General features: G+C 35.9%; 13 protein-coding genes and 1 pseudogene. 9 read left to right on the top strand and 5 right to left on the bottom strand.

Annotated features, from left to right (window positions below; all coding sequences use genetic code 11):
• The first annotated feature begins 124 nt into the window (after positions 1-124).
• Positions 125-1,954, top strand: a complete 1,830-nt coding sequence (locus tag NSQ92_RS19035; RefSeq protein ID WP_061798158.1) for a hypothetical protein — start codon at positions 125-127, stop codon at positions 1,952-1,954.
• Between the two features lie 38 nt (positions 1,955-1,992).
• Here the strand turns inward: NSQ92_RS19035 and NSQ92_RS26860 are convergent.
• Positions 1,993-2,187 (bottom strand): annotated as a pseudogene (locus tag NSQ92_RS26860) (helix-turn-helix domain-containing protein); the annotation flags it as partial.
• Between the two features lie 15 nt (positions 2,188-2,202).
• A complete protein-coding gene (locus NSQ92_RS19030) occupies positions 2,203-2,466 on the bottom strand; it encodes a hypothetical protein (RefSeq protein ID WP_141231683.1) in 264 nt (87 codons plus the stop codon).
• A gap of 588 nt (positions 2,467-3,054) precedes the next feature.
• On the opposite strand from NSQ92_RS19030, the gene NSQ92_RS19025 reads away from it, so the two are divergent.
• The 8 genes from NSQ92_RS19025 to NSQ92_RS18990 all read left to right on the top strand — a co-directional run bounded on the left by NSQ92_RS19025 (position 3,055) and on the right by NSQ92_RS18990 (position 12,998).
• Positions 3,055-3,849, top strand: a complete 795-nt coding sequence (locus NSQ92_RS19025) for a nucleotidyltransferase domain-containing protein (protein WP_341153084.1) — start codon at positions 3,055-3,057, stop codon at positions 3,847-3,849.
• 413 nt (positions 3,850-4,262) lie between these two features.
• Complete coding sequence (locus NSQ92_RS19020; protein WP_328282945.1) at positions 4,263-5,357, top strand: cytochrome P450 family protein; 1,095 nt, start codon at positions 4,263-4,265, stop codon at positions 5,355-5,357.
• Between the two features lie 514 nt (positions 5,358-5,871).
• Entirely contained in the window at positions 5,872-6,855 is a 984-nt protein-coding gene (locus NSQ92_RS19015) for a ring-cleaving dioxygenase (RefSeq protein ID WP_061798152.1), read from the top strand.
• A 169-nt stretch (positions 6,856-7,024) separates the two neighbouring features.
• Positions 7,025-8,017 (top strand): LacI family DNA-binding transcriptional regulator, encoded by a 993-nt coding sequence (locus NSQ92_RS19010; protein WP_047942131.1) that lies wholly within the window; start codon positions 7,025-7,027, stop codon positions 8,015-8,017.
• 301 nt (positions 8,018-8,318) lie between these two features.
• Positions 8,319-9,356 carry a Gfo/Idh/MocA family oxidoreductase gene (locus NSQ92_RS19005; protein ID WP_173427264.1) on the top strand — a complete coding sequence of 346 codons (1,038 nt, stop codon included), beginning with the start codon at positions 8,319-8,321 and terminating at the stop codon, positions 9,354-9,356.
• A 65-nt stretch (positions 9,357-9,421) separates the two neighbouring features.
• A complete protein-coding gene (locus NSQ92_RS19000) occupies positions 9,422-10,360 on the top strand; it encodes a sugar ABC transporter substrate-binding protein (protein WP_047942133.1) in 939 nt (312 codons plus the stop codon).
• 120 nt (positions 10,361-10,480) lie between these two features.
• Entirely contained in the window at positions 10,481-11,989 is a 1,509-nt protein-coding gene (locus NSQ92_RS18995) for an ATP-binding cassette domain-containing protein (RefSeq protein ID WP_144579491.1), read from the top strand.
• Positions 11,990-11,993: 4 nt separating this feature from the next.
• Entirely contained in the window at positions 11,994-12,998 is a 1,005-nt protein-coding gene (locus NSQ92_RS18990; protein ID WP_095259266.1) for an ABC transporter permease, read from the top strand.
• A 67-nt stretch (positions 12,999-13,065) separates the two neighbouring features.
• Here NSQ92_RS18990 and NSQ92_RS18985 read toward each other — a convergent pair whose 3' ends face one another.
• From NSQ92_RS18985 to NSQ92_RS18975, 3 genes are all read right to left on the bottom strand, one after another.
• On the bottom strand, positions 13,066-13,953 hold the full coding sequence (locus NSQ92_RS18985) for a VanW family protein (protein WP_095259267.1): 888 nt from the start codon (positions 13,951-13,953) through the stop codon (positions 13,066-13,068).
• A gap of 354 nt (positions 13,954-14,307) precedes the next feature.
• Complete coding sequence (locus NSQ92_RS18980) at positions 14,308-15,279, bottom strand: permease prefix domain 1-containing protein (protein ID WP_047944477.1); 972 nt, start codon at positions 15,277-15,279, stop codon at positions 14,308-14,310.
• Entirely contained in the window at positions 15,272-15,607 is a 336-nt protein-coding gene (locus NSQ92_RS18975; RefSeq protein WP_047944476.1) for a PadR family transcriptional regulator, read from the bottom strand. Before NSQ92_RS18975 ends, NSQ92_RS18980 begins: the two co-directional genes overlap by 8 nt.
• Positions 15,608-15,826 lie beyond the last annotated feature (219 nt).

Genomic DNA, 15,826 nt, shown 5'->3' with positions numbered 1-15,826 from the left:
CGTCTTTTTTTACTGAAAGTCTTTCCTAAAAGGGAAAGATAGTATTTAATAGAAATATGGGTAGATATGGGTGAATATACTAAACTATCCATTTTTGTTGTGTTCAAAAAAGAGGAGGAATGGCATGGGCTTTAAAGATGAATTAAAACATGAAATGCGGAATTTAAAAAAGGATATAGAGAAAGAGGTTCAAAAGAGTTGGACCGTTCATTATAAAGGACATGTGATAGAAGTGATCAATCAAATGAAAGAAGAGTTGCTTATCATTGACGGGATAACGGTAGCCCAAAATAAACGGAAATCAATACTATCGCATATTATTCCTTATACAAAGCTATCGGGAGTCCTCACTTTGGAAGATGGGAAAAAGCATAAAGTCTCTGTAAAAATTGGTGGCTACGTAAGTTTAAACTGCAGCATCAAAATTGATAATGAGACTGTTCTGCAGGAATCCGAAAAACTTGAATTTCTGCCCTGGGACCATAAAGAGAAAATAGTTCCGTTTATTCAACGACAAGTTCTAGAAAATAATAGAATAGTAGAAAATACTCTACCAGATGATACGTACTTTTTTGGAGAAGATAATCCACCATTGGAGCCAGGGTTATTTGATATAATCGTGAATGAACCGAAAACGCCATTTTTTGTGAGTAAGCTGATGAAGCTTTTTAAAGAACAGCTGGAACAACCCACTATAAAAACAAGAAAGGCGACATATGATCAAATTATTTTTGACCATATTGCCATCTATCGAGATGAGCTTCTTGACCAGTTAGGGCAAGCAGAATTGGATGAACACATGGCACAGCAAGAGGCATTATGGCTATTAGAGCATGCTGCACATAGAGATGTTGTTAAATTTGCTATTCTGGTTCTCGGGTTTACGAACTGTGAGGAATATCAGGAGCTCTTATATACAATCGGCTTGCACGATGAGTTTACCCCATATGCTATATTCGCTATAAGAAGCGGAGGGAAGGGAGTAAATGATCAAATATGGAAACTAGTTCAATCTGTCCAAGGGATTGGTAAAATGACAGCGATTGAGCTAGTGGAAGCGAAAACGCCAGAAATGAAGTATTGGCTGCTTACAAAAGGATGTGAAAATAGGAAATTTGCTGATTTCCTAGCGCATCGTTGTGCAGTAAAGGGAGAGCTAGATGTTGCGCTCTACGAAGTGAATATTTCCAAGGAGCTATACACGGGAGCGGCTATGATTATAGAAGGCTTATTAGACGATGAAAATCAAGACGGCATGGATCAATATCCTTACGCCAGTGCTGTAATGACTCGCTTCCTTCACCACGCCGCAACCCACTGTGAAAGCTTGGAGGATTTTTATCCGATAATGAAAATAAGCGAATTTGTTCATGCCGAAGATGACATTTGGGAAGAGCGATTAAATGGACAATGGAAGCCGCATGAACGCAGGGCAATTCAAGAAGCTGTTCAACCGTTCATAGACAACCCTAAATGGTCACAGCTGGCATTGGATGTATTACAATCGAGCGAGAAGGTAGATTTCCGAGCAATGGAGATAGCTCGATTCTATCAATTAGACATTACGGCACTATTATTTGAAAAGCTGAAGAAAGAGCCGACAAACAGTATATTGTATGGTGCTATCATGGAAACAAGGGATTTACAGTCTATTCAAGATCTTTGTGCCTTCGCAGAAACACATTTTTCTATATCCAGTTTATCGCTGGAAGAACAGTATTGTCTAGAGTATATTATTCAAGATTTACATGAATTTGAGGGTGTAGGGGCTCCATTAGTCCGCGCAGCACTGGAAACTAAAAATGAGAGCTTACGCTGGCAGGGATTAAGCGTGTTGGCAGAATGGTCCCCAGCTATAAGGCAGTTACCAGAAATACAACACAGCCTTAGAACTATAATCAGCACAACAAAAGATAAAGAAGAACGGAAATTGGCCAAGCAGTTGGTGAGATGAGAACAGCAGAGAGACGGTTCTAGTGAGGGATATCTTCATTAGAACCGTCTTTTTGCTTCTTTTTTTAAATGTTTTTTTCGGTAGTTTAAAGAAGAAATGCAATATTTTTTCTTGAAGATGCTTGAGAAGTATTGGCTGTATGTGAAGCCGCATTTTTCTGAAATTGTTTGAATGGTGTTATCTGTTTTTAATAGTAAGATTCTTGCTTGCTCTAACCGATAAGAATTTAAATACTCTAATGCGGTGAATTAATAAAATAGTTTCATGTATTTAGATATTGTATTTTCATGTATGTTAAAATGAGCGGTTAATGTATCGTTTGTTAGAGGAAGATGATCATTTTCTCGTAAAAACTGAACAACCTTTTCTGCGATCACATAGCTGCTATCTTTTGCAATTCCTTGAGATTCTAAGAGATTAATTAATGAAAAAAAGCTTAATTGGATATCCCAAAATGAAAGCTCTAAGGATTCGGTTTGTACAGATGTGTATACAAAGTATTTAAATGACATGCAGGAAATCCAGAGAGTTTCACTTCTGCCATTTGTTGAAAAGGAAGGAAGCAAGTATAAGCCTTCTCTTTTATTCGATGTGTTATGAGCTCATAAAATCACGATTGGAGTAAATCGAATCCAATCAGATAGCGTTGTGTTAAATGCAATGGAGCTAATTCAGAAAGTAATTGAAAATCGTTTGTCCATTTCGCTAGAGCTCTAGTTAGTCCATATTTTCGCCAGAAAAATTATGTGCATTGTTTAAGCACGTATAAAAGCTTATATAAAAATTGCAATAATAATATAAATGATAAAAAAGAAGTTCTAAAAATAAAATGAAAACACCATATTTTTTAATTGAAAAATAATAAAATGTTATAACATATAAGAAAGCGCTAACATTATATTTCGAATTCCTTATTGGTGTTTTTACCAATACAATCAATTAATTTGAGATTAGAAAGGACAGGATAACATGAAGCTAAATGTTATAAGATCTTCTTCTACTGAAAGGGCGTTTTTTCCTGGAATTTCTAAAACAGCAAGAACTACATATACTTTGATGGAATATAGTTAGTAAAAAATAAAAAAGGGAGTGATAATTGTATGTACAAACATCATCAAGATTCCATTAACAATTTCATTAATATATATAAAGATAATTTAGAAATCATAGCTGCCATTTTAGGAGGATCGATTGCAAAAGGTAAAGAAAGAATAGATTCTGATGTAGATATCATGTTAATTGTTAGTGATGAGAAGTATGAGGAACTTACAAAACAAAATAGGCTTTCAGAAGTAATTACGGATAACTGCACTTATGAGAAGGGTTATTTTGACATAAAATACTTTACAAAAGATTATCTCATCCAAGCTTCTAAAGTTGGAAGTGAACCTACTCGAAATGCCTTCGTAGGAGCCCAATGTATATTTACCCATGATTCTGAAATAGTTGAGCTAATGAAGAAAATCCCTATTTATCCAGTCTGGGAAAAGGAAGAAAAAATAACATCATTTTACAGTGCTCTCATGCTAAATAACTTTTATTTTTGGGAACAGGCTATCATCACAAATAATGTCTATTTAAAAACAAGAGTTGCCACGGACATTGTTTTGTTTGGTTCAAGAATGTTACTAGCTTACAATGAGAAACTATATCCTTGTCAAAAGGGATTAATTTCCACGCTCAGCGAACTGGATCAAAAACCGCAAGATATTGCAAATAAAGCCAATTTATTTTTACAAAAACTCGATGAAGATACAAAAAACGATTTTGTATTTTCTATCTTAAATTTTTGTGATTGGAATGTATCAAATGATACGGCAGCTATTTTGAGCAGATCGATTGATGATAATGAATTATGGTGGTATAAGAATCGCCCTGTTCTAGCAGAATGGTAATGAGATTTAAATAGAGTGATAGAGGAATATTAAACATACTGATATTATTACAAAATTGAATTTAGAGGTAATATTTATTTACACTAATTTAGAAGTCATCAATAAAAACTCATATGAAATGAAATTAACCTGGACGAATAAAGTTGTGGGAATTACGATGCTGTTTAAGTTTCGTTGCAGAACAAACAATAGGGGATGGGCTTTATCGTCAGAGCAGCATTCTTTCTTTGTTAATTGGGGTAAAAAGTTAAAATCAATTATAAGATTAATTAAATGAGGAGGAACATTTAATGACTATACTGAACCATAATGGCAATAATTCAAAAATTGATTTCCTAAACACAAAATTTATCGATAATCCATATCCAGCCTATGCTTAGATTCGTAAAAATGATCCAGTACATCGATTTCTATTGCCAAATGGACAATTTGCCTGGATTATATCAAGATATAAAGATGCCGCCAAACTGTTAGCTGACTCTCGTTTTGTTACAAATTATCCTGTCCACTCTTCTATTAAAGGAAATCTGCCTCCACACCAAGAAATAATTTCCAGAAACTTACTTAGTGTAGACCCGAAAGATCATCGCCGATTACGACGTTTAATCCAAAAGGCTTTCACACCAAAAATGGTTGAGAATCTTAGAGGAAGAATAGAAGAAATTGCAGAAGAGTTACTTTTTCAAGTTGAGCATAAACAAGAAATCAACTTGATAGAGGACTATGCCTTTCCGCTTCCTATTATTGTTATATGCGAAATGTTGGGTGTTCCCTTAAAAGATCAGGAAAAATTCAGGGAATGGTCGAATGTGATCATGGAAGGAGTTAGTAATCCAGAGCTTTCTCAAAAGACTGAAAACGCGATGATTTCCTTTATCCAGTATTTAGAGGAATTAATTGCCGAAAGAAGAAGGCATCTTCAAGATGACTTAATTAGTGATCTTCTGCGTGTGGAGGATGAAGGAGATGTATTAAGTGAAAATGAATTATATGCACTTGTTTTCGTTTTAATCATTGCCGGTCATGAAACAACTGTTAATCTTATTGGGAATGGTATTCTTGCCTTATTAGAACATCCTGAACAGAAAGAAAAATTAGTATCTCACCCTGAGCTTATTCATGGTGCAATTGAAGAAATATTGAGATATAACGGTCCTGCCGAAGTTAGCAATGTCCGTTTTGCAACAGAGGATGTCATCATTGAAGGAAAGCATATTAAAAAGGGGGATATGGTATTTATAGCATTAGCAGCTGCCAACCGTGACGATAATCACTTTATTGAACCAGATTCATTTGATATAACCCGTGAAGCTAATACCCATATCGCGTTTGGTAAAGGAGTTCATTTCTGTCTGGGAGCTCCACTCGCAAGACTGGAAGGTGAAATTGCGATTAATAAACTGCTGAAAAAAATACCGCAAATAAAATTAAAAGAGGATTTAAACACAATTGAATGGCGACCTGGGATTATTATTCGCGGAGCAAAAGAAATTCCGCTTACTTTTTGAAGTATATAATTGGAAAAAGTAATAAATACTATGCCTAAAAGATTTGGTTGCAATATGGGCTGCCAAATCTTTTAAATTAACTTTTAAGCAACAGTATTTCCAACACAGTGAACTTCATAAATCAGTAGTACTAACTATTTTCTTTCCCAACTGTTTTAGTTAAAATAGCAAATCCCTGACAATGTTGACTATACTCTTCTACACTTGGACCATCCTGATATAATCCATAAGCACCTCTACAGAATGTATTTATTGCCTTTTTAACTTTTAGAGGGCGCAGTAAATAACAGTTTGTCTGCAATAATTTCTGTCATAATATCCAAACATCCTTATATACCTCCATTATTATAAACAAAAGAAGAAGTGACTTTTTCTTTTCACGATAGAAATTCTTTCCTATTGACCAAAAAGTAATAAAGTGATAAAATTATTTCGAATTAAAGATATCTTAATTAATTATATTTTTTTATATAAATATCTCAATTTCGAGATAATTAATAGGAGGAAATAAATAATGAATGAGTTAAAAGGACTTCATCATATTACAGCAATTACAAGCAGTGCCGAAAAAATTTATGAGTTTTTTACCTATGTATTAGGGCTAAGATTAGTTAAGAAAACAGTAAATCAGGATGATATTCAAACCTACCATCTATATTTCACGGATGATGTCGGCAGTCCAGGTACGGATATGACATTTTTTGATTTTCCTGGAATACCAAAAGGAGTGCACGGCACAAATGAGATTTCCAAAACATCATTCCGAGTGCCGACAGATGCAGCTTTAGAATATTGGGTAAAACGCTTTGATAAGTATGAAGTGAAGCATAAAGGAATTCAAGAACAGTTTGGGAAAAAGACATTGTCATTCGTAGATTTTGATGACCAGCAATATCAACTGATTTCAGATGAAAAAAATGAAGGAGTTGCATCAGGGACTCCGTGGCAAAATGGACCAGTTCCATTAGAATTCGCGATTATAGGATTAGGACCAATATTTGTTCGGACTGCTTACTTGGATTACTTTAAGGAAGTATTAGAAAAAGTGTTTTTAATGAAAGAAGCTTCTCAAGAGGGTTCATTCCATCTATTTGAAATGGGTGAAGGAGGAAATGGTGCCCAAGTTATCGTAGAATTTAACACCATTCTTCCACAAGCAAGACAAGGGTTTGGTACCGTTCACCATGCTGCTTTCCGAGTAGAAGATCGTGGCGAATTAGATCAATGGCAAGAACGTTTGAGCAGTTTTAAATTGCCAAACTCCGGTTTTGTAGAGCGCTATTATTTTGGTTCTTTATATTCCAATGTTGCACCGCAAATCTTATTTGAATTAGCAACAGATGGGCCTGGATTTATGGGAGACGAGCCATATGAAACATTAGGAGAAAAATTATCCTTACCACCATTTCTCGAACCAAACCGTGAAAAAATTGAAAAGCTCGTAAGACCAATAAACACCGTGCGCAGTAATATAGAAATCAAGAAAGAATACTTGTAAAGCAAACAGAGGGATGGTTCTATAGAGGTTAATGACTTCAATAGAACCATCCTTTTTTATATTTAGAATCATATATTTACTGTCCTCACAAGATCCATCACTCTGGCAAATAAGATTATCTTATACTATATTTAAATTTATAGTGTTTGAGGAAAGTAGGGTTAGTGTAATGAAAACGACGATTTATCAAGTGGCAGAGAAAGCTGGGGTTTCTATTTCTACTGTTTCGAAAGTTATAAATAATACGGGACGTATTAGTGAGGAAACGCGGAAAAAAGTCAAACGCATTATGAAGGAATTGAATTTCCAACCAAGTGTGGTCGCTTCTGCCTTAACGGGAAAGCAGACGAAAACAATTGGTTTTCTTATTTCTGATATATCCAATCCCTTTTATGCAGAAGTTGCGCGGAAAGTAGAAAATAGAAGTAGAGAACTTGGCTTTCATGTCATGATGTGCAGTACTGATAATGAAGAAGAAAAAGAAAAAAATTATTTATCCTTGTTAACTAGACAGCGTGTCGATGGATTAATTATAGCTTCTGAGTTTCATAATACGGATATATTGGCAGAAGTGATTGAAAATCAGCAATTGCCAGTTGTACTGATTGCTTCTGATATTCCTAAGCTTCCCATTCATTCCGTCAGAGTTGACGACTATCAGGGGAGTTATTTAGCCACTTCTCATTTAGTGCAGCTAGGACATCAGCGAATTGCCATGATAGCCGAGAAAATTAGAAGTAATCATCAACGGGTAGTAGGTTATAAAGATGTTTTAGGAGAATATGATCTCCCTTTATATGATGAATATGTTATCTATACAGAGGCTACTCATCAAAGGGGCTATGAAGCTGCGATGAAGCTTCTTTCATTGGAGAATAGACCAACAGCTATTTTTGCAAGTAATGATTTATTAGCAACAGGTATTATTAAAGCAGCGAAGAATTTAGACATAGAAGTTCCTAATAAACTTTCGGTGGTTGGCTTTGATAATACTATTTTATCAACGGTTATTACCCCGGCATTAACGACTATAGCACAGCCTGTTCAGGAAATGGCTTCGAAAGTAGTCGATTTGCTTATGGAAGAAATGGAGCAGCCAAGTAAATATAAACAGCGTCTACTATTTACTCCCGAATTAATCATTCGCGATTCTACGTTGTGATACGAAATGTAAAATGAGTTGACATCAAAGTTGCTCAATAGTTACTCAAATAATGAAAAAATCATGAGAACTTTTTTAATAAATCATGTTGCAATAAATGGGATTATCAGCTAAAATGAACCTAGCTGCAAAAGAAAGCGTTTTACCAAAAGGTTTTGGTATGACCAATCATCTATGTAACTACCAAATCTAAAGTAGAAAAAGGAGGGGATTTATAACTCTAATACTTTATGGTTGTATCTGTTCAATAATGAAGAACTAAGGGGATTCAAAGATTAAACAGTATATAGGGAGTGATTAGGTGAATAAAAAAACAAAATGTGCTGTTATGGGAATTGGCAGATTGGGATATTGGCATGCTGTAAATGCATCAACAAGAATTCAACATGTAGAAGTCGCTGCTATTTTTGATATTGATATAATCCGAGCGGAGAAAGTAGCAAGGGAGTTAGAGATTCCTAAATTCACTTCAAATGCAGAGGAGATATTTCAAGATGAGACGATAGAAGCCGTTATCATTGCTACGCCAACAAGTACCCATTTTGAATTTTTAAAGCAGGCTTCTTTTGCTAATAAAAAGATTTTTGTGGAAAAGCCATTGACCATTGATATACAGGAGGCAAAAGAGATTACTAGTTTAATTGATAAGAATCATACATATTGCCAATTAGGCTTTATGAGAAGATATGACCCGGCATACGCAGAAGCCAAAAAGAGGATACTTGCTGGAGACATTGGGAAACCGCTTTACTTCAAAGGCATATCAAGGGATCCAGATTGTCCTCACGAAAGCTTTATTCAGAACAGCGGCGGAATTTTTGTGGACGTCTCTATTCATGATTTTGATATAGCAAGATATTTATTAGCATCCGAAATCAGCAAGGTTTCCGCTAATGGGAAAGTAGTTAAATATCCTTTTGTGGAAAAATATAACGATATTGATCAAGCGCTTTCCTATATAGAGTTCGAATCAGGTGCAGCTGGCGATGTTGAAGCTAGCAGAAATGCTTACTATGGCTATGATATTCGCGCCGAAATTATTGGTTCAGAAGGAACCATAGTGGTAGGAGATAACTTACAGCAGCATAATCTTCATATCTTTACAAAGGCAGGTAAGACACATAATATTCTCCCTCATTTTCCAGAAAGATTCGCAGATGCTTACTATTTAGAATTAGATGATTTCTTTCGAGGCATTCGAGAAAATAAACATGCTTCCGTTACAGCTTACGACGGATTGAAAGCGCTTCAAATTTCTTATGCAGCAAGATCTTCTTATCTAACACAACAACCGGTCTCATTAGCAAAGGAAGAAAGTGCCATAGCAAATATAGATTAATTGGTTCAGCATCTTTATTGTCATTACTATTAAAAAAAATAATCGAGAATAGAGGGGTATATGCTATGAAAAAATTGGGTTTGTTGCTTACGATTATTGGTTTAGTAATTGCGATGGTGGGATGTGGCAAGAGTGCATCCGGAAGCGGGGAAGATGGAAGCGTTGCGGTTGTATTGAAAACATTGAGTAGTCCTTACTGGAAGTATGTAGAAGCAGGAGCGAAGGCAGCAGGAAAAGACTTAGGTGTGGATGTTACTATTGTGGGACCTGCTTCTGAGTCACAAATTATGGAACAAGTAAACATGATTGAGGATTCTTTAAACCAAGGGATAGGTGCACTTGTTGTATCTCCAACCCAACCAGATACTGTCGTACCAGTGTTAGAGCAAGCGAATGTGCCGGTCCTTTTTATTGATACGGACGCCGATTTTTCTGGAAAAACTTCTTTTATTGGTACAGATAATTTAACAGCAGGGAAAGAGGGCGGAAAACTGCTTGCTTCTTTCCTAAAAAAAGGGGATGAAGTTGCTCTGCTTGGTGGAGCGTTAGGAAATACAGCAATGGATCAACGTATTAAAGGTGCGAAAGAGTCTCTAGAAGAAGCAGGAATGGTTATTGTGGCTGAGCAGCCTGCAGATAGTGATAAAACAAAAGCTAATTCAGTAGTGGAAAATATTTTGCAAAATAATCCTAATATTAAAGGGATATTTTCGGCAAATGATGATATGGCAATAGGGGCGTTACGTGCGACAGAGTCGAAGGGAATTAAACTTCCGATTATTGGAACAGATGGAACTGCTGAAGCAATTCAATCGATTATAGATGGAGATTTAGCTGGATCTATTGCCCAAAATCCATATGAAATGGGCTATAAAGGGGTGGAAAATGCTGTTAAAGCAATGAAGGGGGAAAAAGTAGAATCAAGAATCGATAGTGGAATTGATATCATTACGTCTGACAATGCGCAGGAGAAATTAGATTTCCTTGAAGGAATCGCAAAATAATGAAAGTAACTATATGAGTTCTACTGTCTATTTGAGGATGAATTCGTATAAATGTTCTTTATAACAGATATCTTCGTAACTAGAAAACATGGAAATAGAAGCTTAGAAAGGAGAACAAGTATGGAAGATGGGAAACAATTGCTTGTGATGAAAGGGATTAAAAAAAGCTTCTCAAACAATCATGTCCTAAAAGGGATTGATCTCGAAATAAAGGCGGGAGAAGTCCATGTTTTATTAGGAGAAAATGGTGCCGGAAAATCAACATTAATTAAAATTTTGACTGGTGCATATGAGAAAGATGGCGGAGAAATATATTGGGAGAATCAATTAGTCTCCATCAATTCCCCTGTCGATTCTATGAAGATAGGCATTGCCACGATTTATCAAGAGTTAAACGTTATCCCACAGCTTAAAGTATATGAAAACATTTTTTTAGGGAGAGAATTGAAAAAGAAGGGAAAATTATCTTTTTTAAATCGAAAAAGCATGCATGAAAAAGCGAAGGAATATTTACGAATGCTTGGGCAGGACCCATCGATTGCGGATAAAGAGTTAAGTGAATTAGGAATGGGGCAGCAGCAACTTGTTGAAATTGCGAAGGCCCTAACTTTGGATGCAAAATTACTCATTATGGATGAGCCAACATCGAGTTTAAGCGGGGCAGAAGTAGAACAATTATATGATACGGTTGAGAATTTAACGAAAAAGGGAATGGCAATCGTTTTTATATCCCATCGCTTGGAAGAAATTAAGCGAATAGGGGATCGAGTAACCATTTTAAGAGATGGCTATAAAATTGAGACATTGCCTGTAAAAACAACTAGTAGCGATCAATGGATTGAGTTAATGGTTGGAAGGTCATTAGATGAAAAATATCCGAAGAAGAATTTTCCATTAGGAAAGGAGGGGTTCCGAGTTGAAAATTTAACAGTGAAAGGGACTCTTCATCCAATAAATTTTCATGTTAATCACGGAGAAATTGTTGGATTTTCTGGTTTGGTGGGTGCGGGCAGAACAGAACTTGCGAGGGCGATCTTTGCAGCCGATCCAAAAGATGGGGGGAAGATTTTTGTAGAAGGAAAAGAAGTTTCCATCCGAACACCGAGAGATGCTATCAATGCAGGAATTGCCTTTATTACAGAAGATCGTAAAAGTGAAGGCTTGCTATTGGATCAGCCGCTTGATTTTAATATCGCATTAGCTAATATGAAGGGCTTTCAAGGAAAAAAATCAAAGTTGATCAATCTTCAGCAAATTAGAAATGTGGCCAATTCATATATTCAAGAGCTTCAGGTCAGGCCGAATAATGTGGAGCTAAATGCAAGAAAACTAAGTGGAGGAAACCAGCAAAAAGTTGTGATTGCAAAATGGCTGGAAACGAAAGCAAAGGTGTTTATTTTTGATGAGCCAACGAGAGGGATTGATGTTGGAGCGAAGGTAGAAGTATATCGGTTAATGAATCAGCTGGTAGAAAACGGTGCGACTGTGATAATGATATCTTCAGATTTACCTGAAATTCTTGGTATGTGTGACCGTATTATTGTCATGCATGAAGGAAAGATAACTGCTACTTTAGATCGAACAGAAGCGACACAAGAAACGATTATGAAAGCAGCTACAGGAGGGTGATAGTATGTCAAAAGCAGCGATAAATGATGTGCAGGCAGAAATTAAGGCCCAGGAAAGAAAAAAATCATTCCGATATTATTTAGATAAATTTGGTGCGGTTATTGGCTTAGTTGTACTAAGCATTATTTTAACGTTTTTATCCGATCGATTTTTGACACTAAATAACTTAATGAATATTGCTCGTCAATCTTCTATTAATGCTTTACTAGGACTCGGGATGCTGCTGCCGATCTTAACAGCGGGCATTGATTTATCTGTTGGGTCTATTCTTGCTATATCCATTATGGTAATGGGAGTCGCGGTTGTGAATATGGGAGTTCCTCCTGTAGTTGGAATTTTAGTATGTTTATTAGTGGGGGGATTCTTTGGCTGGTTAAACGGAATTATGCTGACAAAGCTGCGTTTACCACATCCGTTTATATCCACTTTAGGAACAATGAATATAGCGAGAGGGTTAGCCCTTATTATCACAGCAGCAGCTCCAATCGCTGGTTTTCCTTATTTGATTCAATTTTTGGGGAGAGAGTTTGTCGGTCCTATTCCGGTTAGTTTCGTATTGGTTCTTATTATGTATGTTATCTTCCATCTTTTCTTAACCCGTACGAAAACAGGAAGATATATTTATGCAATTGGCGGTAATAAGGAAGCTGCACACTTATCAGGAATTAATGTAAACAGAGTCCTAATCATTGTTTATTCCATAAGTGGCTTTATGGCCGCACTTGCAGGATTAGTAATGGTGGGGCGAGTAAATTCTGCCTTTCCACTTGCAGGCCTTTCGTATGAATTAGATGCTATTGCAGCAGTAATTATAGGCGGCGCCAGCTTCTTTGGTGGAGTTGGAACCGTATGGGGAACCTTAATTGGAGCCATGATTATAGCCGTTCTCCGCAATGGATTAAACCTATTGAACGTATCAGCAGACTTTCAAATGACCGTAATTGGGGTGGTTATTATAGCAGCAGTATTCGTAGATGTTATCAGACAAAGAAGATCAAAAAAAGATTAAAGGAAATGAAGGGAGGGTTCTTGTAGAGTTGAATCCTTCTCACAAGAACCGTCCCTGTGCTTGCCCTTTATAGATAGGGAACTTTTCTAGGCTGATAAGAAATAGTTTCTGCTGAATAGATCTCTATGAGTAAATGATGTCCTAACATTTTGGCTTGAATAAGGACGGGAAGTTCGTAGTTATTTTCAAAAACAAAATCTGGTCCGTCCCAGCTGACGGTGGCATCTCGCTTGGGCGGAACATAAGAGATTTTTCTACTATGTGAATATCGTTGAATGATATTTAATCCCGCATTATCTACAGCATTAAAAAGGGTAGAGGAAACTTGGCAAATTCCACCGCCAATATCTTCTGAAAATTTCCCATGAATAATTACAGGAGCCTGTAAATATCCCTTTTCCACAGTTCTTTTCCCAACAATTTGATTAAAGGAAAATTTTTCATTTGGAAAAATGACACTGTTATTAATCGCTTCTGTAGCTAGGGAAATATTCATGCTCCGTTCTTTATTTCCCTTGTTAAAAGATGTTATATATCTGCCTATTTTTTTGCGGCGAATACTTTCTAACAATTCACTATCTACCTTAGGATAAATCACTTCTAGGGGGTACCCTTTGTTACTAGAAGTATCATTAAAATAATGTGCATACATTTGCTCTATAAATTTAACTCGATGCAGACGATAACCAACTTCTTCAGGGACAATCTCTCCATATTTATTGACGGCAGCATCTTTTGGTGCGATATACACTTTTTTATCTATTTCATCCATTACTTTATTGAACTCATCTGTATGGATAACAGGTAAACCAGGGGACTTCCATAAAAAATTTTCTTCTTTCTTACCTTTAGGTTGTGATATACTTTCAGTTGCGTTAATAAAATTAATAAAATCACCTGATAAAAGTACAGAATGAGAAAATAGCAGCACTCCGAGTAAAAAATGAACATACATAAGAAATACCTCCGTAAAGATCTCCGTTATTCATTAATATGTGTTTGTTTTTTTATTTAATGTACTTAATTGTAATTTTAATGAGGTAGTAGAGGTATTCACTTGGAAGTGCGAAGATTGTAAAGAAGCAGAGAGACATTTTTGGATGCTGCTTTGGCTGATAGTCTCTCTACTTTGGCTGATAAGCCCCCGAGTTTGGCTGATAAGCCCCCGAGTTTGGCTGATAAGTCCTCGAGTTTGGCTGATAAGCCCTCGAGTTTGGCTGATAAGTCCTCGAGTTTGGCTGATAAGCCCTCGAGTTTGGCTGATATCCACCTGTTTTTGTGAGGCTATGACTTCACAATAACCGTTTTTCTATCTATCTTTTTTAATAATGGTGTACGCACCGCTAAACATGGCCATTAGCAGTCCAGCTATTGGGAAGATAATCCAATTGATATGCCAGTTTCCATACACGATGCCAGTAATTAAGAAAATGACAACAGCTAGTGGCCAGATAACCGCTGCAAAGGCACCGATTACTTTATCCTCTTTTTCTTTTTCGAAGGAATAGTCTTCAACTTTTAACAGCTTTTCATATGCATCTTTTTTGCCGCCACTAATAATAAATAGATATACTGCTATTGCAATAAAGGCTAATAAAAGACAGACCCCATAAACCGCTGCTTGATCACTGATACCAGAGGTTACTAGTATTGCAATTGGGGATAAAATACATAATGCTACACCGATAGTTACGGAACGAAAAAAGATTGGCTGATAAGCATCTTTTTCTGCCGTTATTTTCTTTTTTAAAGGAATGGAAAGCTCAAAACTAGCTGTTTTTTCCATAAATTTATATTTTTCTAACAGCTGGCCACTATAAATGAATAAACTAACAGCGATTGCTACGAATAAAAGTAATTGAGCAACACCGATTAAAGTGGCTGTGTTTTCGGTTATGCCGTTCAGCAATCCTTGATCATACATTTGAAGGCTGAGAATTAGCAGGGCGGAACCAAGTATACACAGCATCACACCGATACCGATAAAATTCATTGCCTTTGCTGTTTTTTGTAAAAAAGTTGTTACTTCTTCTTCAGTAAGTTGGCGTTCTAATGATGTTTCCTCGGTTAAGGGAAGATCAAGCTCACTTAACAGTTCATCCATATTCCCAAATTCAGAGATGACAATCCCAATTGCTTCATGTTCCATTTTTCCAGCCTTTTTTAATTCATTATATTTATCCTCCATATTTGAGAGCATTTCTTGTTTCAGTGTTTCCATTTCTAAAGTTTTTGGTAAGCTGGCAAAGACATTGTCTAAATAATTTATAATGCTATTCATTATATCCCTCCTTAATAAATAAGTTAATTACTTCCTGGGTTACGAACCATTCTTGGCATTTTTCCTGATAATATTTTCTGCCTTCTGACGTTATGGTGTAATAAGTTCTTCTTTTTCCAAATTCTCCTTCTTTGTAATAGGAATGAATATAGTTATTTTTGATTAATCGATTAAACGCAGAATAAAGGGTTGTTTCTTTAATAATGTATTTTTCGTTAGTTAATGTTCGTATATCTTTTGAAATTTCATAACCATAAGAATCCTTTTCTAATAGTAAAAAAAGAATGATGGTGTCATTATATCCGCGAATGACATCACTGCTAATCAAAAAATCACCCCTTCCAAATACTTCATCTATCATACTATGTCTGTCGTAGTAATTATACTTTACCATATATACTACGACAGGTGAAGTAAAAATGTTAAAAATTTCTGATTTCCCTTTCTTTACATAAATTTTATGTTTATTAATACTTGCTTAAAGGTTCCTTAAAATAGGAGCTCTATGATTTGACTGAGTAGGATAATCACCTTAAGGGAGGAATGA

The organism is Niallia sp. FSL M8-0099 (assembly GCF_038006945.1).
GTDB classification, from domain to species: domain Bacteria; phylum Bacillota; class Bacilli; order Bacillales; family Cytobacillaceae; genus Niallia; species Niallia circulans.
The sequence above is the reverse complement of the archived record's forward strand: the minus strand, read 5'-3'. Positions and strand labels throughout refer to the sequence as shown.